This is a genomic window from Bacteroides sp. L008 (genome assembly GCF_040812255.1).
GTDB classification, from domain to species: Bacteria; Bacteroidota; Bacteroidia; order Bacteroidales; family Bacteroidaceae; genus Bacteroides; species Bacteroides vicugnae.
Window position 1 is genome coordinate 3362836 of record NZ_JBFNXO010000001.1, and the last position, 23572, is coordinate 3386407.

Annotated in this window: 19 protein-coding genes and 1 pseudogene; 6 read left to right on the top strand and 14 right to left on the bottom strand. The window is 42.2% G+C overall.

Annotated features, from left to right (window positions below; all coding sequences use genetic code 11):
• Positions 1–148: 148 nt before the first annotated feature.
• Positions 149–362, top strand: a pseudogene (locus tag AB3G73_RS13460) (helicase); the annotation flags it as partial.
• A 195-nt stretch (positions 363–557) separates the two neighbouring features.
• Here the strand turns inward: AB3G73_RS13460 and AB3G73_RS13465 are convergent.
• The 11 genes from AB3G73_RS13465 to AB3G73_RS13515 all read right to left on the bottom strand — a co-directional run bounded on the left by AB3G73_RS13465 (position 558) and on the right by AB3G73_RS13515 (position 13737).
• Positions 558–956, bottom strand: coding sequence for a hypothetical protein (locus AB3G73_RS13465; protein ID WP_148367127.1), 399 nt, complete (start codon positions 954–956; stop codon positions 558–560).
• Between the two features lie 2 nt (positions 957–958).
• Complete coding sequence (locus tag AB3G73_RS13470; RefSeq protein ID WP_309569287.1) at positions 959–1288, bottom strand: HU family DNA-binding protein; 330 nt, start codon at positions 1286–1288, stop codon at positions 959–961.
• Positions 1282–4344: a hypothetical protein gene (locus AB3G73_RS13475; protein ID WP_367745113.1), complete on the bottom strand. Its 3063-nt coding sequence runs from the start codon at positions 4342–4344 to the stop codon at positions 1282–1284. The genes AB3G73_RS13470 and AB3G73_RS13475 overlap by 7 nt, the downstream gene beginning before the upstream one ends.
• 30 nt (positions 4345–4374) lie before the next feature.
• Complete coding sequence (locus tag AB3G73_RS13480) at positions 4375–4938, bottom strand: DUF3575 domain-containing protein (protein ID WP_320982682.1); 564 nt, start codon at positions 4936–4938, stop codon at positions 4375–4377.
• Between the two features lie 26 nt (positions 4939–4964).
• The gene (locus tag AB3G73_RS13485; protein ID WP_320982681.1) at positions 4965–5294 is read right to left on the bottom strand and encodes a hypothetical protein; all 330 of its coding nucleotides are present in this window, start codon (positions 5292–5294) and stop codon (positions 4965–4967) included.
• 19 nt (positions 5295–5313) lie between these two features.
• Positions 5314–5970: a DUF1566 domain-containing protein gene (locus tag AB3G73_RS13490; RefSeq protein WP_320982680.1), complete on the bottom strand. Its 657-nt coding sequence runs from the start codon at positions 5968–5970 to the stop codon at positions 5314–5316.
• 38 nt (positions 5971–6008) lie between these two features.
• Positions 6009–7832 carry a DUF4906 domain-containing protein gene (locus tag AB3G73_RS13495; RefSeq protein WP_367745114.1) on the bottom strand — a complete coding sequence of 608 codons (1824 nt, stop codon included), beginning with the start codon at positions 7830–7832 and terminating at the stop codon, positions 6009–6011.
• A gap of 25 nt (positions 7833–7857) precedes the next feature.
• On the bottom strand, positions 7858–9606 hold the full coding sequence (locus AB3G73_RS13500) for a fimbrillin family protein (protein ID WP_367745115.1): 1749 nt from the start codon (positions 9604–9606) through the stop codon (positions 7858–7860).
• Positions 9607–9624: 18 nt separating this feature from the next.
• Positions 9625–11418, bottom strand: coding sequence for a DUF1566 domain-containing protein (locus tag AB3G73_RS13505; RefSeq protein ID WP_367745116.1), 1794 nt, complete (start codon positions 11416–11418; stop codon positions 9625–9627).
• Between the two features lie 45 nt (positions 11419–11463).
• A complete protein-coding gene (locus AB3G73_RS13510; protein ID WP_367745117.1) occupies positions 11464–12372 on the bottom strand; it encodes a FimB/Mfa2 family fimbrial subunit in 909 nt (302 codons plus the stop codon).
• Between the two features lie 135 nt (positions 12373–12507).
• Positions 12508–13737, bottom strand: a complete 1230-nt coding sequence (locus AB3G73_RS13515; RefSeq protein ID WP_367745118.1) for a fimbrial protein — start codon at positions 13735–13737, stop codon at positions 12508–12510.
• Between the two features lie 310 nt (positions 13738–14047).
• On the opposite strand from AB3G73_RS13515, the gene AB3G73_RS13520 reads away from it, so the two are divergent.
• Positions 14048–14932: an AraC family transcriptional regulator gene (locus AB3G73_RS13520; RefSeq protein ID WP_322019666.1), complete on the top strand. Its 885-nt coding sequence runs from the start codon at positions 14048–14050 to the stop codon at positions 14930–14932.
• Positions 14933–15155: 223 nt separating this feature from the next.
• Here AB3G73_RS13520 and AB3G73_RS13525 read toward each other — a convergent pair whose 3' ends face one another.
• Positions 15156–16373: a site-specific integrase gene (locus tag AB3G73_RS13525; RefSeq protein WP_195650413.1), complete on the bottom strand. Its 1218-nt coding sequence runs from the start codon at positions 16371–16373 to the stop codon at positions 15156–15158.
• Positions 16374–16922: 549 nt separating this feature from the next.
• Here AB3G73_RS13525 and AB3G73_RS13530 point away from each other — a divergent pair.
• The 4 genes from AB3G73_RS13530 to AB3G73_RS13545 all read left to right on the top strand — a co-directional run bounded on the left by AB3G73_RS13530 (position 16923) and on the right by AB3G73_RS13545 (position 19301).
• Positions 16923–17432, top strand: coding sequence for a hypothetical protein (locus AB3G73_RS13530; protein WP_195649905.1), 510 nt, complete (start codon positions 16923–16925; stop codon positions 17430–17432).
• A 122-nt stretch (positions 17433–17554) separates the two neighbouring features.
• Entirely contained in the window at positions 17555–17812 is a 258-nt protein-coding gene (locus tag AB3G73_RS13535) for a DUF1653 domain-containing protein (RefSeq protein ID WP_009000142.1), read from the top strand.
• On the top strand, positions 17772–18605 hold the full coding sequence (locus tag AB3G73_RS13540) for a hypothetical protein (protein WP_195649906.1): 834 nt from the start codon (positions 17772–17774) through the stop codon (positions 18603–18605). The genes AB3G73_RS13535 and AB3G73_RS13540 overlap by 41 nt, the downstream gene beginning before the upstream one ends.
• Positions 18606–18617: 12 nt before the next feature.
• Positions 18618–19301, top strand: coding sequence for a hypothetical protein (locus AB3G73_RS13545; protein ID WP_229128654.1), 684 nt, complete (start codon positions 18618–18620; stop codon positions 19299–19301).
• 13 nt (positions 19302–19314) lie between these two features.
• Here AB3G73_RS13545 and AB3G73_RS13550 read toward each other — a convergent pair whose 3' ends face one another.
• Positions 19315–21621 carry a DUF2357 domain-containing protein gene (locus AB3G73_RS13550; protein WP_195649908.1) on the bottom strand — a complete coding sequence of 769 codons (2307 nt, stop codon included), beginning with the start codon at positions 21619–21621 and terminating at the stop codon, positions 19315–19317.
• A gap of 3 nt (positions 21622–21624) precedes the next feature.
• Positions 21625–23511 carry an McrB family protein gene (locus AB3G73_RS13555; RefSeq protein WP_195649909.1) on the bottom strand — a complete coding sequence of 629 codons (1887 nt, stop codon included), beginning with the start codon at positions 23509–23511 and terminating at the stop codon, positions 21625–21627.
• Positions 23512–23572: the final 61 nt, after the last annotated feature.

The window sequence follows — 23572 nt, forward strand, 5'->3', positions numbered from 1 at the left end:
TGAGGAGGATAATTACAGAAGAGGACTACTTACTAATAATATATTAAAAAGAAGAACTGCACAATAATGATTCGTAACTCAAACTCTGGGAACAAAGGTAACACAATAAATTAGATAACGATGTTTTTATTCTATATTTTTCAATAGAAGTTCAATTATTATCATTTGTTAGCACGCCTATCGCACCAAACAGAAAGAACTTGTTCAAAAGCTCCAGCCATATACAGATTGTATTTCACTGCTATCTGACCAAAGTTCAACCTATATAAAAGGTATCATCATCACTTCTGCCCACATGGCAAACAATGCACAAACTTACCTTAACCTATTCTGGTCCTTTGCGCATTTGTCGATTCCTGTGAACATACATTTAACAAAAAAAGTGCGCCTTTTCCCCACCGGGAAAGAGGCGCACCACACAAACAAAACAAACAATAGTCTACCTTCACAGGCAGTGAATCCATAAATCCATTCCTTTATATCAAAGAATGGCAAAGGATATGGATTCTGGGGCAATGAGTTGCTTCACAGCAACTAACATATAACAAGAGAATTATTTAGTCATCCCATTCGGAAGGCGGCAGCGTTTTTTTACCATACCACTTCATCCAGGCACAAAATTTCCGTTTCCTCAAATAAAGCGAATCGCCACAATGCTCCAACGCTTCCCAATCAAATGAAGAATGGTGCCCGAACCATCTCTCTATCCAATAAAGCAGATGATAATTAACAAATGCCAATAACATGAACCACCATGAAAGCCACAGGGAAAGAACCAACGCAGGCAACAACGCCAACAAAAAACATTCGAGATATTGCCTCTCATGAATACGAAGTTCCATATCCTCCCATGCTTCCAAATATTTGTAACGGGTAAAACAGCATCCGAAAAGCATGAAATAATACTTCTTCTTATTTAAAAAGGCCTTCGCCCATATACTATTATATAAAATCATGTTTAAATTTCCAGCGCCTTACCCGGTCTGAATTTAACAATCTTCTTTGCGGGAATCTGCATTTTCTGACCGGCTGACGGATTATACCCCGCGCGTGACGCACGTTCCTGTACCCGGAAACTTCCAAATCCCACAAGTGTTACGGACTCTTCATTATGCAAACTGTCTCTGACGGTGTCGGTGATATGGTTTAAGACCCTTTCCACATCTGCCTGTGACATGCCGCTACGAATAGCGACCTTTTGAATCAATTCTTTCTTATTCATCCTTTTAGTTTTTAATATTATCAATGACAAACCAGATTCATCTGTTTCACTCTTTCTAATTACCAATCATCCTCTTCCTTGAAGAGATCGTATTTCTTCACCAGTGCAGACAGTTCGGGGTCAAGGTTCGCGCGGAATTTCATTTTTTCGTCCATATCCACTGCACTGAGCAATAGCCGTACCGCCTGTTCTTCATTCCCCAAACGTGCCTGAAGAATGGCCTGCATGTACTTGACGTCGGCTGTCTGAGGCAAATTACCGAATATCCGCAAAGCGGCTTTGTCATACCCCTGTGACATATAGGCAATGGCCGTATTCACATCTTCGTACGGGCGCAGAATTTCCAGTGCCTGCGCATATTTGCGTTTCTCCAGACACTCCACTCCCCGTGCATACGCCGTATCCGGTTCGGTGGTATACACCGTATCCTGCTGCATACCCCGGCGGGAAAGGGTAAAGCGGAAGTCTACCGCACGTACGGACGGGTAGAGCTTGTCGAGCATGTAGGCATACTCTGCCTTATACTGGCTCTTAATCAGCCATTCACGCCGGTCGGGATCCGTCTCCTTATCTATTATCCGCAAGACGGCACCCCTGTTACCGACAAAATGCTCATCTTCCATGATCAGGCGTCGCAATTTGTCCCATCCTTCAGGAATGGTACGCACTTTTATCAGTTGCGGCAGGTTCGGGATCTCGTCTTTCACCTCCCGTTTCCGGATATTTCCCGCATCGTCTATCTCCATGGCGGCACCGACAGACAGGGAATCATACAGTTGCGTGAAGTCACGCACCAGAATGTTACGGATAGATTCAGCACGTTTCCGGGCTATCTCTCCGTTGATGCGCCAGTTACCTTCCGGAGAAGAGGTGGCAAAGAGTGTCAGGCTGTCTATGATGTACACCGGATCGGTCATCAGCGCCAGGGTAAGATCGCGCACCTGTTTCACTCCCTTCCGGTTCACATCGATGGATTCATCCAGACTAAAACGGTTTTTGGGAAAATAAAAATTCACACTGGTATTCGCTTCCGCGTCGCGAGTGACGATTTTACGCACAAAGCGGGGAGTCTTGTCAACGAACTTCGTCATCGAACTCACCAGAAAAGTCAGCGTATCCGATTTGGGAAGCGGGTATTCGCTACCGTTGCTGTTCAGCACATTGCCCACCACATAAACCTTCATGCGCGCCGAGTTTTCATCCGCGGGCACTTTCTGCGAATAGAGAAAGCGTACCTGGTCGGCAGCATAAATCACAGTGTCGAGTTTAGCTTCCGGGTTGAACGGGAAACGGACAATATCACGGTATTTCTCGTCTTTCATCGCTTTGCGAGCCTCATTGCGGGCAATCTTCTGCGTTTTATAGAACATTTTTACCAGAGCGGTAGAATCGAGCGAATTGATGCGCGCTATCCGTTCTCCATAGCCTGCCTGCTTGGCGGCATGACGAAGGGCGGGCGGATTGATATTATACAATTCACGTTTCAGACGGTACTGCGGATAAGCTGACCGCAGGGTTTCGTAACGACGCATGTAGCGGTCAACCGTAGCTGCCGAGTCCACCCGGCTGCGCTCTAAATTCCTGAATGCCTTAGGTCCGGGAGTACGTCGCTGCATCGAGTCGGGCAGAATGCGGTGATAAGTCAATAAAGGCGACAATCCACGGAAAAATCCGGCGGGTCCCCTGTCGGGCATTCCCTGTCCGTGCGATTCATAATATGCGTATATTTCTTCTTTCGAGAACTGCGACAGCAGGACCTTACGTGTCCGTACCGTATCCGGCCGGACCGGCCTCTCCTGATATTGCGTTTCCGTTACCCACGAAGGAGGCAGGGTGTCCAAGTCCGGACGGCGAAAATGGAACATCGGGAGGAAATTCCTTACTTTCTCATAACGACGGATATATTTTTCCGTGAGTTGCTCACGGTTCAGGTGTGTCGTGTCATTCCCTGCCAGAAAAGCGCGCAGGAATTTCAGGTTTTCCTTCTTTTCGGCACGCGCGCCCCTGATGCGGTAATACCGGTAAAGGCCGGCGTCCAGCCGTTCCATCTTTTCATTGAAATAATCAAAGCGGGGAGAGTAGATCCGCGCACCGGGTTCCGCTCCTATTTCATGTATCCGGTTGAATCTGCGTTCCGCCTGCCAGGCGGCGGCACTCAACGCCCGGTCATAGAAGTAGCTTTTACGGGCAATCAATGCTTCCGCACGCGCTTTGGCATTTTCCGCGCAGGTGAGGGAATCATCTTCCAGGCTTCGGGCATAATTCGCCCATTTGTCGTTGAAGAAGCGGAAGCGTTCCAGCAGGTATTTGTTTTGATATTGCAACGTGTCGTTCACCCGTGCCAAGGCACGGTCATACTGCCACCACTGGCGTGTGATCATCCGGTACGAGTTCTCCAGCAGACGGTCTTTCAACAGGCTGTCCCGTTCGGCAGACTGACGGTTGAACATCTCAAAGCGCAGCAGCAACGGGTCCGGGCGGCGTTTCCTGGCATCCTGTATCGCCCAGCGTTTCTCCAAGCCTCGTTTATACCATTTCAGGCGTTCCAGATAGCGCTCGAAAGAGCGATAGTCGACATAGGTCCGGTAAAAATTGACCGAATCCGGGATAATCTTTTCCAGAAAGCGGTCATAACGCCGGTAGTCACGCTCCTGCAACTCGCGAAACCGTTGTCCGGTGAAGCGCAGTTCTTTCAGGGAATCGGGCGTATCTCCCCGCATCAGAACCGGACGGACATTCACCATCCAGTTGTCCTGTTGCAAGGCGCGGGGCACCGTTACTACAAATTCAACGTCAATCAGCCCGTTGCGTTCCGCCGTGTTGCGGGTGGTACTGGCAGAGATCACAATTTCATCCAATGCCATGGTAGTCAGGTTCTCTTTATGGATACTGTCCCATTCCATGGACACACCCGGTCTGGAAGTGACAAAGACGAAGTTCGAAGACGGGGTGGAGATAACCGAGTCATGTTTTACCACCACCGGACGCTTCGGCGGACTCTTCCGCGCGGCGGGCAATGCAAGCGTCACCCTCGGTTGCTCTTTGTAGAGCCTGCCGAATGGAGAGCATGCGGTGACAAGCATGATCAGGAACAGAATATAGAAACTTTTAGTACTCTTCATACATCCATGGGTTGACGATAAGGATCAACCTCAGAATAAATAAACAAGATTAAATGCCAGCTTGGGTGTCGGAAGAAAATAAGTGCCCGACTTCACCTTGTCACCGCAGTGTTCGCAACGATATTTCGTGTAGGGGGTTACCAACAGTCCCAAACCTGCTTCCACTTCCATATTCCAGCGTTTCCCCAGCAACCACGAACGCCCGTAGGTCATTCCCGCACCATAGCCCCAGCCCTGATAACGATATTTACCATCCAGCAGTCCGTCCCACGCCACGTTGTAGCGCGCTCCCATGGCATACATGCTGATAAAGCTACCGGCATAAGTTTGCCAGAACCAATAGCGTGCGCCCGGTTCCAGCAGGAAGTGCCTGATCTTCCGCGTGTCGCTGAAATTCCACGGATTATAGGAAAAGCCCAGGTTCAGCGTCCAGTGGGTACTCAGCATCATGCTGCCCTCGGCGTTGAAGGTGGTAGTGGCCAATTTTAGCGTATTGGTCTGTACTGAATAGAACTGCGCCCGCAGATGGGTCGTCAGACTGCCTGCAAGCAGCAGGAAAAAGGACAATAAGCAATATCGTACAATTTGTCTCATTGATATTTCAATATAAGGAGTTTATATTAACAGACAGTTAGTTGTGTACACCAATTGTCATATTCTTTCCGGTAACTATAAACGGCAGGCGGAGGACTTACCTGCAGGCATGTGTCCGAAACCAGCGTGTCATAGCGGTCGGTAAGATTTACCAGGTAGCGCTCCGGTACATATACACAAGGTATGGATTCGGCAGGACCTTCACTCTTTGCATTGACAGCCTCCAGCTGCGGATAGATCATACTCAGGTAATGGGCGGAATAGCCGAAGCACCACCACTTATCTTCGATGAAAAACAGGTAGATATGATACAGGTTTTCACCTTCCTTGTCGAACACTAATTCCGGAATTCTCATGTTACATTTTGTCATTGGGTTAATAATCACTTACACATCTCACCATACCGGTCGCCGTACGTCTATCCTGGGTATCACAGTGAGGTTTCCCCGGAGTAAAGTCGAAAAACCAGGCATTGTCCGTCCCCTTTTCAGTGGAAGTCCAGTATCTTTTCGCCTTGCCGGCTTCTTCCATCGGTTTGTCCTTATATATCACCCCGATGGCTTCACGAAACATCCACATCAGTTGCAGCTCGCGTTGAGTGGGAACACGCCATGTGCGCCCTGCACCCGGTTGGCCGGACTTACCATACAAACGGCATCCTGTATCTGCAGTGGTGGTAAAATACGGATTATCATCCCGCCCGCCATCATTTACTCCTTGCGCTACCATCCAATTCTCATCATTGTTCCCCACATCCTCGGATGCCACAATAAAGCGAAACGGTATTCTGTCATTGACGCTCAAATTTGCTCCGTTTCCTTTGGAAACCTGATGCCGGATGGTAGTGCCGTCCCGCATCATCTTTACTCCGCTTCCCCATTGGGCGGCTCCAGCCAGGCTGTCCGCATAAATAACGGCATACGTTTTTCCGCCGACAGTCTCTTTCTGGATATGCTGCCCGAAAACTCCCGAAGGAAGGCCGAAGCAGAATAAAACGGTCCATAGAATGGAACAGGTATTGAAACTCATCATCTTCATTTCTTATTAGGTTGCATTTCGTTTACTTATCGCTAATTGCTCCATGTGGGGCTTTGTCCGAGTTCCGTATGCTGAGCTTTGCCCGGGTCCTGGAAACCTCTGACATAATGCGTATTGCCGACATCGTCGGAGTACACCTTCCCTTCATTCGTGATGACAAAGGCCTTATCGGTATCCGGACAGGCGGTAGACGACCAGTAACTGGGGCTCAGCTGGATTGCCGTACTTGAAGAGGAAATCCAGGTTCCTATCAACTCGCCGATAGAAGGAAGATACCACAGGATATCACCGGCCGGTTTTCCCTGGTCGTATCCATTCAGTCCGCGGTAGCAGGTATGGGCAGCCGCATAGTCTTCCCAAGGAACGCCGGCGGCTTGCAATCGTGCGGTATTCGCAGGTCCGTCCGTCAACGAAGTGGCTCCCTGTTTGTCGAGTGGCGCCGTTCCCGCATACCATTTCAGTTCCTTATCTCCCGGCGTTGCGGACGAACTTCCCGCCGGATAGTATCCGTCCGAAAAGTAAACCTCGATCTTGTTCGGGTATTTCCATTTAACGGCATTCGCGTCAGTGACCGACGACAAGCGATTACCATTCGCATCGTATGCCGTAAGTTCTCCCGAGAAATAGCCCGGTATCAACCGGACTACATTGGTGTCTTCCTCGCTATTTCCTTTCAGGACAATGTTGTAAGTCAGGTCGTAATTGGGGTACACGCTGAAATCAGTCGTGAAGTTCTTTCCCAAAAACAACTGGTAGATAGAGAAATCTTTTATAATATGCAAATCAACGGTACCCTCGACCTTCTTACTCTCCAGTCCTATAATCTGAAGGTAAGTGCCGCCCTTCGGTGAGTTATCGCGGCGGGTACTCTGCGTAGAGGTCGGTACGCTCTGCTGGAGATTGACCGGGATGTATACAGACGCCGTATTAATCACAGGATCTGCGACGGTTGTCTTCTCAGCGAGTTTTTCAGACCAAAAAAAGTCGGATCTGGTCAAATCCACTAAAGGGAAAACGGCTTTTCTTCCAATCACATTATAATAACTCTGCGTGGGAATGTTCATCAAGTCTACCTCCCACGTATGCGGAACTGTTTTAAAATGGTCATAAGTGGTTGTTATATTGAATTGCACTCTTGCCACGGTGCGCTTCAAAGAGACGTATAGCTGTTTGCCATCAGAGATTTCAGCGGCAACCTGGCCGCACATGACGATTCCTGTTCTTTCCATGTCCTTTCCGTTTTCCTGTAGCGGGGCGCCGTCCTTTGTCAGTGTCAGCTTTTTTCTGGGGAAAATAGCATCATTATCCGCCACCCGTGTCATACAGAGTTTCTGTAAATCCGCATAGGTGGAACTGCCTACTGTTATACTGCTAAAGTCACTCTCATTGACGTTGGCCAAAACCACAATCATGTTTTTCTTCCCTCCCGTAGATTTAATCTCCACCTCATCTGTCTTGATGGAGCCGTCCGGAGAAGTAAAATATTTCTTTTCCACCAGTGTTCCGCTCGATAGTGTTCCGTCAAACTGGAAGCCCATGTACGAATAAACGGCATAATCTTCAGCAATAGTCACGGCAGGAGACGAAGCTGCCCTTGTGACGGCAGGTGTCGCCACAAGTTCCACATCCATATCCGGCGAAGACATCCTAAGCACAGGAGGCATTTCTTCCGCACGTGTTTTCCCGTCGGACGAGGTATTATAACCGTCTATGCCCAGGGTGAGCTTCACGGTCACCGGTTCCGGGGATGAAGCTGTTCCCGGGCCGGGCAACAGGCTGTCCTCCGTGCATCCCCCTAAGATCAGGCAGGCGATACATACCGGAATTATTTTTTTGATCATGATAATATCGTTCATTTGCATATTGTTATAATATCATTACTTATGAAGCATCACGGACACAGCGCACAGAACCCGTCGTTTTCTTATCATACGGAGATATCACCAACTTAGTATCGGCAAGACCATTTCCATAATCAAAAGACATGCCCCATGCTTCGCCTGTAGCTACTTCCGTACCGGTCCAGTATGGTTTATTTCGATTCTCGTCCTTTCCAAAGTTCAATTCTTTATATATATTTCCATTAGACGCTACCAGTACCCATACCGCCCGCAACTCTGTGGCTCTCGGAAGTCTCCAGTCATGAAAACCACCCCCGTTATATTTTCTGCAAAGTTCTTTCGCAACCAACTCACCGTTTTCATTTTGCCATGGAACAGGCATGACGGAGACATCTTCTTTGGTTATCTGAATTACCGGATAAGCTTTTTCGTTTGTATAGACGTTTACATCATCCGTAATCTTTAGACCGTCGTCGCCCGTGGGCAGTTTTGAGGGATCTGGTGCTTTAGCACCCACATAAGATCCGTTACCGCCATAGGCCACAGTAGTAAAGTAGTTTTTGTACGTATGCGTACCGGTGGCTAAAAAGGTAGGTTTTGGAGGATATGTAGTTGCATATTGACTGCCCGGTAGAACGGCCGTCGGCCAATAATATCCGTTAAGAGCTGGAACGGCATTTATCTTTGAAAAATCTATCCGCATATAGCTTCCGGAGCCGGGAGGCGTTACATCATCTCCAAAATTACCACTAATTACCTCTGAATTCCAGCTCTGAATACTTAAACTCAGAGCGGAGTTATTATAGACCAGATTATACGTGTTTTTATATCCCTGTCTGAAACCGAACGACTTACCATCGTCACTTTTGTTAAGATAGAGCTTACTCAGCGTAAACAGCTCATTAATTCCATTGACATTCAATACGATGAGCAGGTCGCCGTCACCGACTTTGGAATCCATGAACGAGGGAACCAGAAACTCGTAGGTGAGAACCTTCGTAGTGGACAATACCGCAGCAGGGTCTACGGTTACTCCTATCGGACCGGCGGTGGCTCCATCCTTTGCCAACCCTGTTTCCGGGTCAATCGCTCCTTTGTTTTTAATCCAGCCGCCCCCCAGGTTATCCAGGGAGACACTGCTCAGCTTGAACTCCGGTCCTTTATCCACATATTTCGTGATGTTAAGAACAATCCACGTATAGGCATGCCGGAAGCGTAAAGGAATAGTTACCCTCGGGTCGTTGGATGGAGCGAACGGATAGATGGTGTCGGTATTGTAGAGCAGATCCGTCTGTTGGAGACCGGTCCTGGCGGAGAAATCAAACGGGATGCCATCCGTATAGACATCCTTGGTAGCGGATGAGACAGGCGGATAGTAAGCAACCACTTTTAACGCTTTACCTTCCGCCCCCACGGGAGTGACACTTGTATGAGTTGAATTATCAATAAAAGACCAATTCCACGGTGCGGAGACGTCGGAGCGTTCCATAGTCGCTTTCATGTCGGATGATCCCTTGAAAATCTCATTCCCGTTATCACGTTTAGTGACGGACATTCCAAAGGAATAGGAATTTCCGGTAAAACCATCTATCTGTGTAATATTTCTTGATTGAACGGTCTCCGTCTTTTCTATGGACGCGTTGAAGTCCAGAGAAACCTCCCTTGCCGAAGTATCCGGCTCCGGTCCGTCATAGATACGGTTGTCACAGGCTCCTGCCAGAAGTAAAGAGAAGGCTGTCAGGAGGATTGCCCGGGGCGAGGTATATTTCTTGTTTGTATCCATATTCATCTTTGTATATCGTTTCAATCACTTTTTTTTCAAACTCGGATTATCCTGTTGCTGACGTACGCAACGGATTTTCAATGTTTCCGCTTTCTTATGATGCGACGCGTATCCGGCGGTAGTACCAGTAAAATCGACAGCCCACGCTGATTCGGACTTTTTCCGTTGCTCGTCGCTTGTACCTTCCTGAAACTCGCTCCCGCACCAATAAGTCCCGGACAACGGTGTGAAGCCTCGCAATGCTTTCAAGCTTTCCTGATTCACATAGATAAACGCCAGTTCCGAGAGTCGCGGAAGTCTCCAGTCGTCATATCCGTTTTCTTCCAGATCCCGGCATAAGTCAAAGGCTGTCAGCGTAGTTCCGGTCTTCCACTGGACCTTATCATTACCCGATTCATCCACTATATCATCACCGGAAACCATCAGATTGGGAAAGGTACCTTCATAATTAAGGGTCTCCTCCACCGTAGTATACAATCTCCCGTTTTGTCCTCCCGGCATATCCGGAGCATAAATACTATTTCCTTCCTTATAAAAATTATTGTAGTTGAATGGAAGATATACATTGGTACCCCAATAGGGCTTCTTCTTGGGAATTTTCTGGGTTGATAGATTGCCGTAAGTCCATCTCACATTCTCTCCATTAAATCCCTCATAAGTCAGGTAGTATCCCTGGATGGAAGGTACGGAAGTCGGTTCGTTTGATACCCAGGGCTCGATTTCGGCGCTGAAATCCAAGTTTTTCGGCTTGCTGTTGTACGCAAGTTCGGCAGTGGCATAGCCCGCGGCTTCCACCCTCTTGATGGTAAACCGGTATACGTGGTTGCGCAGGATGTCCATCTTAGCCTTACTCCCCTCATCGTAGTTGAAGTCTACACGGTAGAACGTTTCCGCATCCGAGCCGTTATACTTTCCTCCTACGATAATCGCGAGGCGACTGGAGTGATTGTCGTCATATACATCTCCCCATAGCAAATCGGCTTCGGGTAGGTAAATCTTTTCCGAGCAGTAAGTGGTGCCGGTAATGTACGCGCTGCCGTAGATCTTTGTTTCCGTACCTCCGACAGGGGAAGGACTGTTGATAGCCAATGCCCCTGCCGAAGAAGAGAACTTGTTTTCTACAGGCATATACGCGTATTGTTTTCCATCTTTCCATATCTGGACCTGGGTCATGGCAAACGGCACGCCGCCTTTGTTCCAGGTATTGTTATCGGCGTTTTTTGTCCCGATGCCGATATCTACCCGCGCTACCGCACGTACCAATGACACCGTGCCGAGATTCATCATCTCAGTAATAATCTGGGGAGCTCCGTCTTTAGCTATCCCGAACATCGGAAACGGTTGAGCGGCAGTAAATTCAAGCACATTGCTTTCTCCACTAAGTTCCGCGCTCAGGCAGGCCTGCTGCACTTCCGCATAGCTCTTCCCCCCCATACGATAAAAGATTCCGTAATCGCCATCGGGAAAGTTGGCAAGGATGACTAGTTTGTATTTGTCATTGTTGTCTACACTTTGCAGCAGTGTAGCGCTGTATTTTCCACTGTTCGGAGCTGTCTCCGTACCCATACCCACATGGCGCAAGGTACCGAAGGCATTTCCATCCGCATTGAACTGAAGAATACAAAGGGACTTAATGGCCGAGGCGGTATCATCATTATCCATTGTCGTTCCGCTATTGGCAGCGGATACGGACAGGTTGATGATGGCAGAATCCGCAGCCGGGGAGAATGAATCGTCCTGCTGACATGATATTTGCAATATCATTGCAACGGCAATCATTGCCCACTTTCTTAAATTCGATATATGGTTATTCTTCATATTCTATGACATTATCTTCTGTATGTACAATCACCGTCCGGTGATTCAATTATATTCTTTCCAGACAGTCTCTACTCCCCATTCGGTGAGTTTGACCTCTACACTGACGCTCAATTTGAAATCCAACAGCACGTTCAGGGTTTGTCCCACGACCGGGATGATGGGTTGGTGGCTGCTGTCCGTGTTCAGACTTTTGATCCGCTCTGTGCCATGATAGATATCGATGGTCACTCCTTGGTTTTCTCCTTCCAGAGTAGGGAACAGGTTGAAAGGAGGAATCTTATAATCTTTTCCCGCTTCAAAAGGGGGCGAAAATCGATAGGAAGCGGGAGTACCGCCATAATGACCTTCAAAATCCAGACGACTGGCAGTTTCATGCACAACGAGCGAATAATCGCCTTCACTACTTCCACTAAGAAGTTCCAGACCGCGTACGGTTATATTCATTGACGCTACCATCCGTGAAACAGCCAAAGTCTGTTCCTCTACCCGGGCGGACGTCGAAGTGTTTTCTATTTTAAGCTCTCCGTAGAATAAATCGGCCGGAGGGGTGTAGGATATGCTCTGTGCATCCCTTGTGGGTGCGGAGGGTTTCATAGAGATGAAACCGTCGGAGCATGAATCGCCCTTTTTCAGGGGGCTGACGAGCATCGTACCGTCCTGCGTATTGCACAAGGCTACACAATGAAGGGTAGGAATACCCGGATAATCCAGATTAACAGGTTCCGTACTGTTCACAGGGAGTATGTCAAGCAACAAGTCTTTGTCATCAAATACATAGAGGCTCATATCCTTGATGGTTTCCTGTGAAATACCGGCAGGAAGTTTCACTTTCAGAGGGACACCCTTGAAACAATCGTCGTTATTTTCAGCTATGCATCCTGATAACAGCAATAGTGTGAACATAGAGTATAATATCCCCGGCATGAACCGGAATTTGTAGTCACCTGTCATAATGGATATTCTTTCTTGTTTTTTTATCTTTGCTAAGAACGGAGTGTGCCCGAATGCGGATTACAATCGGGCACATACCGATTTCTAAGAATTTTTCTTTTGTTTAATTATAAAGAATAGAGGGGGATGCGAGAATTATTGGAAATCTTTTGTGATTTCGGCAGTTGTCCATTTTGCAGCGTTTACAGTTACCTCAACTGAAGCGTCTACACTCGGCTTAGTCGGATCGTCACCACCGCCACCTGCGTTGCCGCCGGGTTTAAAACTACCTTTCAAAGACAGAGTCATGGCATAAGTCTTTCCGGCTTCAAGAAGCGGTTGGGCAGCACCACTAGTTCCAGATTCACCAAAATACATTGTAAAGTACTTGGTCAAAAGGTCTTCCGGTTTCTCTGACTGTTCTTTTGATCTCCATAAAACCTCAATAACAAGACCGGTCGGATGGGAAGAAGCAGATGAATTTTCAAACAGATACCAGGATTTACTTGCAAGGGCGTTATCTATTTGATTGGTATTAGAAGTGCTCTCCACAAGATCCGCAGCGAGTGCAAGATAATCATCTGTTTGCTTCGGCTCACCGATGTTGTTGTCTGTCCATGTCCACGGTGCAGCACCCCATGCCACACCACCTGCAAAAGCGTAATTCTGCGGAACAAATCCTTTCCACGTTCCAGTAGTGGCCGGAATAAGAGGTGAATTTGTCTGGGCCGTCATCATATAAACCTTTTTAATGGTAAACCATTTTGTTTTTTCAGAAGTCAATTCTGTTTCAGTAGCAGCATAATTCTGGTCAGCTGTCCATGCAATCTTTACCGTCTTGATCCTAGCTGCCACAAAATGCAACTGGACTTCAGCTGTACCCGCATTATCAGAAAATGTGATATCACCCATTCCACTTGAATACAAATTGTCCTTGCTCTGGTTTACAGTATAACTACCCGTACTGCCGGCAATAGAAGAGAAATCAAGCGCTTGGAGCTGGGAAAGACTGGCTATGCCATCAAATGTGGTATCCTGGGTCTTGTCACCGAGATTGGCTATTACAACTACTTCAGCGGCATCCGTAGTAGTAGAAATAGTTATCGGCTTAGAGGCATCAGAAACCGTCTTAAACTGTGGTTTGCCCACAATGAAGCCTGTCGGGTTAAAGAAAAACACAGTAACATTCTTAATAGCAGCACCGGGTTCGGTAGCAGCTTCCTCGGTACCCGCCGCCCTTGTTGCGTTTACTCCATCTCCTTCCAATTTAAGGATAACCTTTGCTTCCGGGGCATCACCCCCTGTAAGAGCCACATCGTCACTTTGTGAACAACTTGCCAATGCCGCTATCGCACACATCGACAAAAATAAACTTTTTACTTTCATTAGTAGTTTTTTTTAAAAAAAATTGATAACTATATCTTTTAAATTAAAATAGCTTACTCCACCTTTATCCATCTCTATTCCATAATAGAGAGTAGCACAAATAAACTGCATATACATCACCGTATATCACTATATATCAATACATTACAATTATTTACAAACGTAACAGCTGTTTCAGAATCAATAAATGAAGAATAAAACAAAACAATGTTCAAACAAAAAGCTGATATTTAATTTATTAAGAAAATAGATTCTGAAACAATTGTGAAACAAAGAAAATCGGACAGGTCAAACAATTTTGATAATATTCATAAAAACAAAACATATGGAAAGCGAGTTGCTATACATCGAAGAGCATTTGTCATGTCAAAACTATATGACTGCCATTGAAACCGGATTCAAATTTATTGAATTTACGGAAGATGCAGAATTTGGAGAAGACCACACAAATAAAAACTACCTTTTATTCTTTCTCAAAGGTGACATAACTATAAGCTACAACCAGTTTCGCGACAAGTCGTTTCAAACAGGCGACATGGTATTGATTCCACGTTCTTCATTATTTAAAGGAGTGGCCCCCAAGGATTCGAAGTTGCTTTTAATGTTTTTCGATATACCAGAAAACAACTGCGACAAACTACTATTGCAATCATTATCAAATATTTGCGAAAATATGGAATACCTGTTCGAACCGATTAGAATACGTTATCCGCTGACTCCCTTTTTAGAGGTGCTGATCCACTGCATCAGAAATGGCATGAACTGTTTACACCTGCACACACTGATGCAACAGGAATTATTCTTCCTACTTCGCGGGTTTTATGAGAAAAAAGATATTGCAACATTGTTTTATCCTATTATTGGAAAAAGCATTGACTTTAAAGATTTTATCATGAACAACTATACCAAAGTGAATAATATCGAGAAACTTATTTCTCTGTCCAATCTGGGGAGAAGTTATTTTTTTGCAAGATTCAACGAAGTATTCGGAATGACAGCCAAACAATGGATGCTGAAACAAAGAAACCAACTGATTTTGAAAAAACTGACTAAACCCGGGGTATGTATAAAAGATGTCATTGAAGAACTGGGATTTGAGTCACAAGGTTATTTTGGCCGTTACTGCAAGCAGCATTTCGGATGCACTCCCAAACAATTAATTAAGCGCTGTCAGGCTAATAATGAAACAAATTAGCAAGTATTTTCCATGTTTGTACAAAATGAACAAATTTTCGGACTTTATTGCAATTAATATAAAATAAATATAGGCTAACTTTGCAACGTGAAAACAAATAAATCAATAGAACCCTTTTTGTACTACTCTCTATTATGGAATAGATTACAATAATGCAAATATATATAAAATATTAATATCTGCAATTTTTTTATCAGGAATTATAGTATGAAAAATCTTACTTTTAGAACAATTTAGTCACTATACTATTCACCTTATCAAGTTGGGAAACGTCGAATTCCTTCAAATAAATACGGGTCATTTCTTCTGATGTATGTCCCAATCCTGCACTAATCACGGAAACCGGCGCACCACAGTCACGGGCGAGGGTAGCCCAAGTATGGCGGGCTGTATAAGTAGTCAAAGGTATTTTGACATCAATCATGGCAGCTATTCTTTTCAAATGCCGGTTTATACGCCCCAAGGCCAGACGGTACTGCGTATATTCTGAAGAAGAATTGTCACGGATAATCGGAAATACATATTTTCCTTCTGTTTCATACTTATCCATCAACTCCTGCATTTGAGGCGTTACGGCAATGCGAATAAATTGCTTAGACTTATGCCGGGAATAGGTCAACACACCATTATAAATATCAGATTTCTTCAAAAGGACAATATCCACAAAGGCCATTCCCTGCGCATAGAAGCTAAACAAATACAGGTCACGGGCAAACTTCAGTTCAGGAGCATCCTCTAGTTTGAGATTCGCCAGAGCTTGAAGATCCTCACGGCTCAAGGCACGCTTCACTGTTTTAGCCGGACGCGTCTGCGCTTTCACAAAGGGATATTCTCCATGAGGATGATAGCCATCCACCACAGCCTGATTATAAAGAGTCCGCAAATTCCGCAAATAATAGCTCACCGTATTTTCGGCAACTCCATTATTATACAAAAAATCCTCATAGCGCCGGATAAAACGTAAATCAATCTCTGGCATCCGGATGTCCGAACCGTCCAGAAACTTAGCCAATGATGAACGCGTGCTTTTATATGCCGCAGCCGTCCCCTCTTTCTTCAACTTTTTTTTCCGTTCAATTTGTGTATCAATATAGCGCAGTATGTAAAATTGCTGTCTTACGTTCGCACGGGTGAATTGTGCCAATACATCTTCTACTGTAAAAGGCTCCGTTGTCCGTTCAAGCTGCCGGATCCGTGTATGAATCATATTTTTCATTTTCCGCAGTTCACGATTCATCTTTGTGATGTCCGTAGCGGTTAGTGTGGCATCCGTACCATCAACAATCTTTTCCTCTGCCTCATTGAATGCTTCCTCTTTTAACCGGAATCCGGTATATAACAGTTTCTTTCTCCTACTATGTATCACTTGAAACACCAAAGGATAAGTACCATTATTCAATCTCCTGCCCTTATTCAGCATAAGCCTAACTGATGTTGTCATATTCTTCCCTTCCTTTTTTGCTATTATTTGCACATTATTTAAATTTCCAACCTGCCCCTCACAAGCCAAAACAAGGAGTGCCATAAAAGGTTTTGCAAGTTCAAGAATACTTGGAGTATAAATATAGTTAAATTATACGCTCATATATTTATTCTGTTTTAATTACATAGCTTCTATATATATGCGCATAAATTAAATAAGTACGAAAATAGTCATATTTTATTACATGAATAATATATTCAAGCTATTATTCATTTTGAAAAATCAGAATATTACGTATAGCTTTGCAATATGGATTTTAAGGAGCCGTCCGTTCCTTTAAAAGGAAGAGGTCATTCCTCGGTGTGCAACGGGTCGTTCCTTTTAAAGGAACGACCCGTTGGTTTTAAAGGAAAGCCATCATTTGTAACCATTTGAATTTCAACTTCTTACTAAATTAAAATTCCGTCCCCGTACCCATGGAATTTTCTCTAACAAACACGACGGAATCTGCCGACTCAAGCGGCAATTAGCATACAAGAAATTTCAACAATTCAAAATTCAAATCCCATGGTTACAGTTACGTTTGCCATTAAGCCATATCTGGCGAAGTATATGTATGTCCGGTACGGACTAAGTTCAGAACCTCTATCGCACAACAATCCGCCTTCAAGGCTCCCTATTCCAATCCACCTCTCCCACCTCACTCCCATTTATCACTTCTTACATCAATTATCCGTTCCCCATCCGCAAGGCCTCTCCTGGAAAGAAACAGGAAATATCACTTTTGTTCTTCCCAGCCCAAGGCAAGGAAAGAATCCGGAAGTTTATAATTATTTCGGTCAGGACAGTATCTTTATTATTGAAAAGGAAATTGAGGTGGAAATGAAAGCGGAGCTTTATTCATTCCTACTAGAAAATAAGTTCAAAAATGGGGTGATGTATATAAAGTCAATGCATGAGTTCGTGGTGAAGTACGATATGGTGGAATCAGTGGAAGAGGAAAGTTTGATGAGAGGGTTTCAGAGGTGGAGGAAGAAAATGAAAAATGACGCTACGAAGAAATCATACCTTATTTAATAGCGATATCATTTAACAACGACAGGTTATACAACGTTAAAAAAAAAAATATCAGAAACAACCGGCTCTTATTTTCTAAGAATTTACTACTTTTATACCTGCATAAGAACAATGGTAGTATTATGGAAAAAGAACGATATTTCATTCATTTTAAAGGTGGACTGTATAAAATGCTGGGTATTGCCCAGCATAGTGAGACACTTGAAGAGATGGTTGTTTATCAGGCACTATATGGTAAGCATGAAATATGGGTTCGTCCTAAAACTATGTTTTTTGATAAGATAGTACGAAATGGTATTAAAATAGATCGTTTTAAAGAAATAACAGAAAAAGAAATATATGCCTATTACCCAGAAAGAAAAGAAATATCTGAAGAATAAACACAAAGGTGGGAAAAATAATAGCAAAGGAGCTATCTATGAAAGCTACTACACAACTTACCAAATTGTTTCATTTATGAATCAATATATTACCCAATTAAGTAACGTCCACCTAACGACACAACTACATGACGCCTTTGTTGATGATCTTTTTATTGAAGAACCTAATGCTCATAAAACCTATCATCAACTAAAAGATGTGAAAGATTTAACATGGGAAACTAGTAAGTTAAAATATGATTTTAAAAGACAAACAGAGATTTCGTCAGAAAGAAACGAGAACTTCAAACTGAAACTAATTTATTCAAATCCTAATAGTTCAGTATCTACTATTCCTTCTGAAATTAGTTCGTATACAACATCAGAATATTTTCCTTCTTGTTCTAGTATCAACCAATTAATTCTATCACATCCTATATTTAAGGAAGCAATCCAGCAAATAACGGTATCACAACAAGCAGAAAATGATGAATTATTTGGAATTGCAGCTGCTATTTTAGGAGCATGGAATTCTGTTGAACAAGAAAGTGTATCTCTACAACAGATTTTGGATATTGTACATTCAATAGGTAAAGGGTATGTGAACATAAAAACATATCCAAACGTTGAAATATCAGAAAAATGCAAGATTCTCTTAAATCAGTTTGGAATCAGTTTTCTTGAAAAAGGGACTACTGTATACTGGAACTATCACAACATGAATGGAGAGGTTGTCTGGACAAGCGAAATTGAACAAAAGTTACAGAAAGCCAATCCTGCAAATATTTGGGATTTAATGGAATTATTAAGTTGAAATAAAATGAATATGAGAACTTATACCAATATAACATACGAAAAGAACAGAGATATTATTCAATTGATGCATATCTTATCCAATCCCAGTACCTCAATTGAAATTTATCGTAATACCTTCTACAAACTAGGCAAAGCACTAGGAGCTTTGCTGGATGAAAAGAAACATAGCAGGTATGGAAATACCATGCTGGCATGTGCATCAGAAGATGCTGACTGGTTGGCACAAGGTGTTTTAAGCTCTATTTCACAGAAAAATGTTGCATTAGCCGTTTTTTGGAATCAGAGAATCACTTTGGATGAAACAACAAAATTGGAATATAGTCCGATTGTAAAATCTTATATAGAACCGATTGAAGAGTGTCAAACTCTAATTGTTGTAAAATCAATTATAAGCAGTTCCTGTGTGGTAAAAACACAACTAACCAGATTGGTGGAAAAAATGAACCCGCTTAATATTTATATATTATCTCCAGTAATGTATAAGGATGCTCAAAAGAACTTGCAAAAAGAGTTTCCTGAATCTATAAGCAATAAATTCGAATTTCTGACATTTGCTATCGATACATCCAAAGATGCGCAAGGAAGTGTATTACCCGGAGTTGGTGGAATGATATACCCCAAACTCGGATTAGGTGATATACATGAAAAAAATAGATATATACCCAATCTTGTCAAGGAACGAATGGCGCTATAACAAAACAGGGAAATTAAATTTCATTAGTATACTCGTATTTATTAAAAACTTTAACTTTCATCAAATCAGCCAACGAAACAGCAAAAGCACTTGCTGACAAATTTCCTTTCTTATATCCATCTAAAAGCCTTATATCCCATTTCATGCCTTCAAATTCAGGTTCAGGTATTCCTTCTATATTATAAATTAAATAGTAATCTCCCGAAGGTTCTTTATACCCTATTTTTTCCAACTTCTCTTTCGAAAAGATCCGAGGCCCTTTAGGAAGCAATTTATATAATCTTCCAGTCAATAATTCTCCTTCTCCATGTAACAATAAATAACGCGCAGATATAACCTCTTTACTCAAATGTAAAGAACCATTAGCACTACCAGTACGAGTATTATATAATTTTCTTTTTAGAATCCAATCTAATTGTTGTTCATTTTTATAATACCCAATTAAGACGTATGTCTCATCAGGTAATAAATCACGATTTTTCCCATAAGGTTCCGGTAAAGGCTCACGTAAACTACGACTATTATTTTTACTCAATATAGAATATGTATGATAAGCTAGCTTCTCACGTAAAGAGGTGCGATTTAAGAAATTATCAGCTACATCATCAAAAAAAGTTAGAAAAGCCTGTATACTCTTATCATAATCCTTAGGCGAAATAGCAAAGGCTCCTAGCCCAGGAATGATTTCATGAAAGCCATGAATAACTTGATTTTCTGTTCCTGGGTAAAGGATATAAGCTCCTCCTGTTCTTCGAATAGCATCTTTATAGGCATGCATTTTTAATAAATCAGCGCGCTTATAAGTTCCTCGCTCTTCCTCTCGCTTCATCTCCGATAAGTCATCGGATACTTCATCATTATTCTTATTTGTATTGTCACGAAGAAATAATTGTTCTATTCTATATTTCGCATCAAAATGTATATGCGTAATCAACTCTTCTCGTTCAGCTTCTTCACTAGTTATGTCTCCTGGCCATATTGTCAATGTATAGTCGGGACGAAAATTCCGAGTCCAGCTTCCTGATAATTGATAGTTATCTGTATAACTAAAAGTTCGATTATAAGAAAAACATATATTTAATTTACGACTATCTGTCTCATATATGCCACTCAACATAATCATTTTACCTTGCTTTAAGGTTAGGTTTAACTCATTACTACAATCAATGAGCTCTTCTTTACTTTTTGAGGGAATGTGAAACTTCTGGCTCAAAACATCTAATAATTTGAAGAAAAGCCAATACTCGTACAATCTGGCAACATCCTTTTTTCCTGCTCCATACACATCTTCACCACCTTGCCAAGTAAGTCGAGCAGCCATATCAAACATTAACCATTTCTGAAAGATTTCCCGATACCCTTCTTTTCTTTGTAAAATTGGACTATTTAAAGGCAGTACATTTATTTCTGAAATATTGCGGAACAAAGGATATGACAGATACTGTAACAACTTCTCACAAACTAAAGAAGCTTCCTGTTTTAATCGTTGTCTAGCCTTAGAATGATGTTGTATAGAAGAACAAAATGTTAAAAATGAACACAATACATGCTTTATAAAACGATTTTCTGGAATATCGGCAGTTTCTTTTCTAAAAGCAACAGGTACACAGCGTGGCAATGTATCGAAACGATCTTTCAAAGGATGTTGATTAGACAAAGAAACTCTATTAGTTGCATGAGCAAGTTGCCTTAGCGTATGTTGCCCCCAACGTTTTACATTACAAAGTTGTCTTTCTTCTTCTGAATCAATCCATCTCTTAACTGGAGACAATTGAATCTGATACATCGCATCTGCAAAAGAGTCGCTATCAACAAGCGAACGAACAAAAGCAAAACGCTGATAATCTGATCTAGGATCTTTAGTTATATCTACCTCATAACGTTGTATCACAGGGGAACTTTGCTGCATAAGTAGTTCTGTACAAAACTCTGTGATATCCTCTAACATTCTACGGTAGTCATCACGATAACCGACTTTGGCAGAACGAATCTCAAAAACAACCTCACCTACCTTTTTATTATCTTTTTTTTGTAAAACATCAATACTATATGTACCCACATAAATTCCTGTAGATATACATCCACGACTAATCGCTTGGCGACTTTTGCTATTAGTTAAAATATCTCTATCTTCTTGTAAATAGTAGCTATTCTTATCAAGCTCAAAATCATACATACAACCTTCTTGTAATTGAAAAGGAGATTCTCCATATTCTTTGGCATCCTCACTTTTAAACAAAGTATTCTTTCGCCTAGCAAAAACATATAAGGTTATACAATCACCATTATTTAAAGCAATATGTATTGATAACTCATCCATACATCATGCTTCAGCAAAACTAGTAAAACCATTATCCAACGCTACACAATACATACGCCATATTTTTTCTGCAGACAGCGGATATTTAAATTGGTCATTGTGAACAAACTCTATTGTATTTTCCAGGGTTAACTCGGAGCCCTTAACAAGGCAAAGATTCCATAATGCTTTTAGTACAGGTTCCACTTTCTTACGAGAACCATGTAGTTTTGGCAACAATTTTTGTATAATTGCGGCATCAACAATAGCATCACCTTCCAACTTTGTGTTAACTTTCTCTGCTAAAGCCATAAATCGAAAAATCTCACAGGCTGTGCGATACCCAAATTCTGCATGTATCTTTTTCAACTCATAAAAGAAACATTCTAAAGAAGCAATAATAGACGCTTTACGTTCTTCAGGAATTTGCAAGTCCCAAGAATTAACTGCCATATTCACAAAAGAAGTTGCTTGCTCAACGCCTTTATTATTGATAATATCTTTATGAATAGGCTGAAGCTTCTGCAAGAAATCTTTCATGTCCTTCTCCATAATACGAAATTCTAAGACATTAGCACGGTCTAAAACCTTAGGGCTAAACATATAAGTCGTTTCATCTACATTAATCGTTCCTATAATAAATAAGTTACGAGGCAATTTTATAATAGAAGTAATTTCTTTATCTACACAATTCTTCATTAAAGGAATCCCTTCTTCTGACTCCATTACACTCAAAAAATCAGAAAAGTAACGTTCAACATAACTTAGATTCATTTCATCAAGAATTAAGAAATATGGCTTTCTTGGATTCTTGTTTGCTTCTATTATAAGATCCAATGCTCCATTATCTGGTTTTACATAAGCCCCTTTTTCCAGTGCATTGGGATATCCAATCAAGAATTCTCGATTTGTCCAATCTGCTCCAACAGGAATCATACAAACCTGTTTATCTATATCTTCACAAATCCACTTTGCAAACATCATAGCTAATTGTGTCTTACCAGAACCAGCTAAACCACTTAAAATAACAAAAGGTTTTGTCAACAATGACAAAATAAAACGAGAAACAAACTCTGATGAGAAAACAAGCCCTGTAGAATTTAAATCACTCATAAATGATTCAGGCTCAAAATCTTTTTCGTCGTACTTTTTACTTTGACCTGATAAAGCAATCAACGAGTTTTTATCTGAAGTTACTATGCTCTTATACTGGGCTATTATTCTTTTCAAGTCTTCTTCAATTAAAGTATAATTCAAAGGTTTGGTTGTATCGTACACCGCATAAACATAAGAATCTCCATATCTATCCGGTATTATATTTCTTTTTTTTAAATAGGAATTAATCGTTTCTACATTAGTATCTAAATTCCAGGTAACAACTGGCACAGTCCCTTCGCTGACACCATAAGCCAATACCAAAATATTATATTTTTTATAAAAGAGATATACAGGATATATTCCATTACTTGTTTTTTGTCCCTGTGCTAAAAAAGAAATCCATGGTACACGTGCTAAACTGGCCATTCCAAAACTTACTTTCACTTGTAAATCATCAAAATACCTTATATAATCTTTGGTTTTCAAACTATTACCTTTAGCTTGTTCCAAAAACTTTACTAATGTTTCCGATATAGAATTGGATTCGCTCTTCAAAACTATTTTAAAACCATTATCTTTCAATATCTTAAAACAAGTAGTACCTTTTCCGCCTTCAAATTCATTACGATCTAATTCTTCTCCATTTGCAAAAATATTAGCATAAGCCAAAACCAATTTAGGTGGAAACCTTTTTCCATTGTATAACAGATCATAAGTGGACGAATGAGCTTGAGGTGGAATACCTTCTTCTTCTATTTTACGGATACCCTGAAGAATATCATCACGTTTTATGTTTCTAGGTAATTCTTTCATAATAAAGTTATTTACACTTTTAAATATCCTAACTAAATCATCGTAAAAGTACAAATTATTT

Excerpts from the sequence above, each read along its gene's own strand:
- AB3G73_RS13545 (WP_229128654.1), top strand. The coding sequence starts at position 18,618 with ATGAGAACTTATACCAATATAACATACGAAAAGAACAGAGATATTATT.
- AB3G73_RS13540 (WP_195649906.1), top strand. The coding sequence starts at position 17,772 with ATGCCTATTACCCAGAAAGAAAAGAAATATCTGAAGAATAAACACAAA.
- AB3G73_RS13500 (WP_367745115.1), bottom strand. The coding sequence starts at position 9,606 with ATGAATATGGATACAAACAAGAAATATACCTCGCCCCGGGCAATCCTC.
- AB3G73_RS13515 (WP_367745118.1), bottom strand. The coding sequence starts at position 13,737 with ATGAAAGTAAAAAGTTTATTTTTGTCGATGTGTGCGATAGCGGCATTG.
- AB3G73_RS13535 (WP_009000142.1), top strand. The coding sequence starts at position 17,555 with ATGGAAAAAGAACGATATTTCATTCATTTTAAAGGTGGACTGTATAAA.
- AB3G73_RS13475 (WP_367745113.1), bottom strand. The coding sequence starts at position 4,344 with ATGAAGAGTACTAAAAGTTTCTATATTCTGTTCCTGATCATGCTTGTC.
- AB3G73_RS13505 (WP_367745116.1), bottom strand. The coding sequence starts at position 11,418 with ATGAAGAATAACCATATATCGAATTTAAGAAAGTGGGCAATGATTGCC.
- AB3G73_RS13550 (WP_195649908.1), bottom strand. The coding sequence starts at position 21,621 with ATGGATGAGTTATCAATACATATTGCTTTAAATAATGGTGATTGTATA.
- AB3G73_RS13510 (WP_367745117.1), bottom strand. The coding sequence starts at position 12,372 with ATGACAGGTGACTACAAATTCCGGTTCATGCCGGGGATATTATACTCT.
- AB3G73_RS13480 (WP_320982682.1), bottom strand. The coding sequence starts at position 4,938 with ATGAGACAAATTGTACGATATTGCTTATTGTCCTTTTTCCTGCTGCTT.
- AB3G73_RS13495 (WP_367745114.1), bottom strand. The coding sequence starts at position 7,832 with ATGAACGATATTATCATGATCAAAAAAATAATTCCGGTATGTATCGCC.
- AB3G73_RS13555 (WP_195649909.1), bottom strand. The coding sequence starts at position 23,511 with ATGAAAGAATTACCTAGAAACATAAAACGTGATGATATTCTTCAGGGT.
- AB3G73_RS13525 (WP_195650413.1), bottom strand. The coding sequence starts at position 16,373 with ATGACAACATCAGTTAGGCTTATGCTGAATAAGGGCAGGAGATTGAAT.
- AB3G73_RS13490 (WP_320982680.1), bottom strand. The coding sequence starts at position 5,970 with ATGATGAGTTTCAATACCTGTTCCATTCTATGGACCGTTTTATTCTGC.
- AB3G73_RS13485 (WP_320982681.1), bottom strand. The coding sequence starts at position 5,294 with ATGAGAATTCCGGAATTAGTGTTCGACAAGGAAGGTGAAAACCTGTAT.
- AB3G73_RS13530 (WP_195649905.1), top strand. The coding sequence starts at position 16,923 with ATGGTTACAGTTACGTTTGCCATTAAGCCATATCTGGCGAAGTATATG.
- AB3G73_RS13465 (WP_148367127.1), bottom strand. The coding sequence starts at position 956 with ATGATTTTATATAATAGTATATGGGCGAAGGCCTTTTTAAATAAGAAG.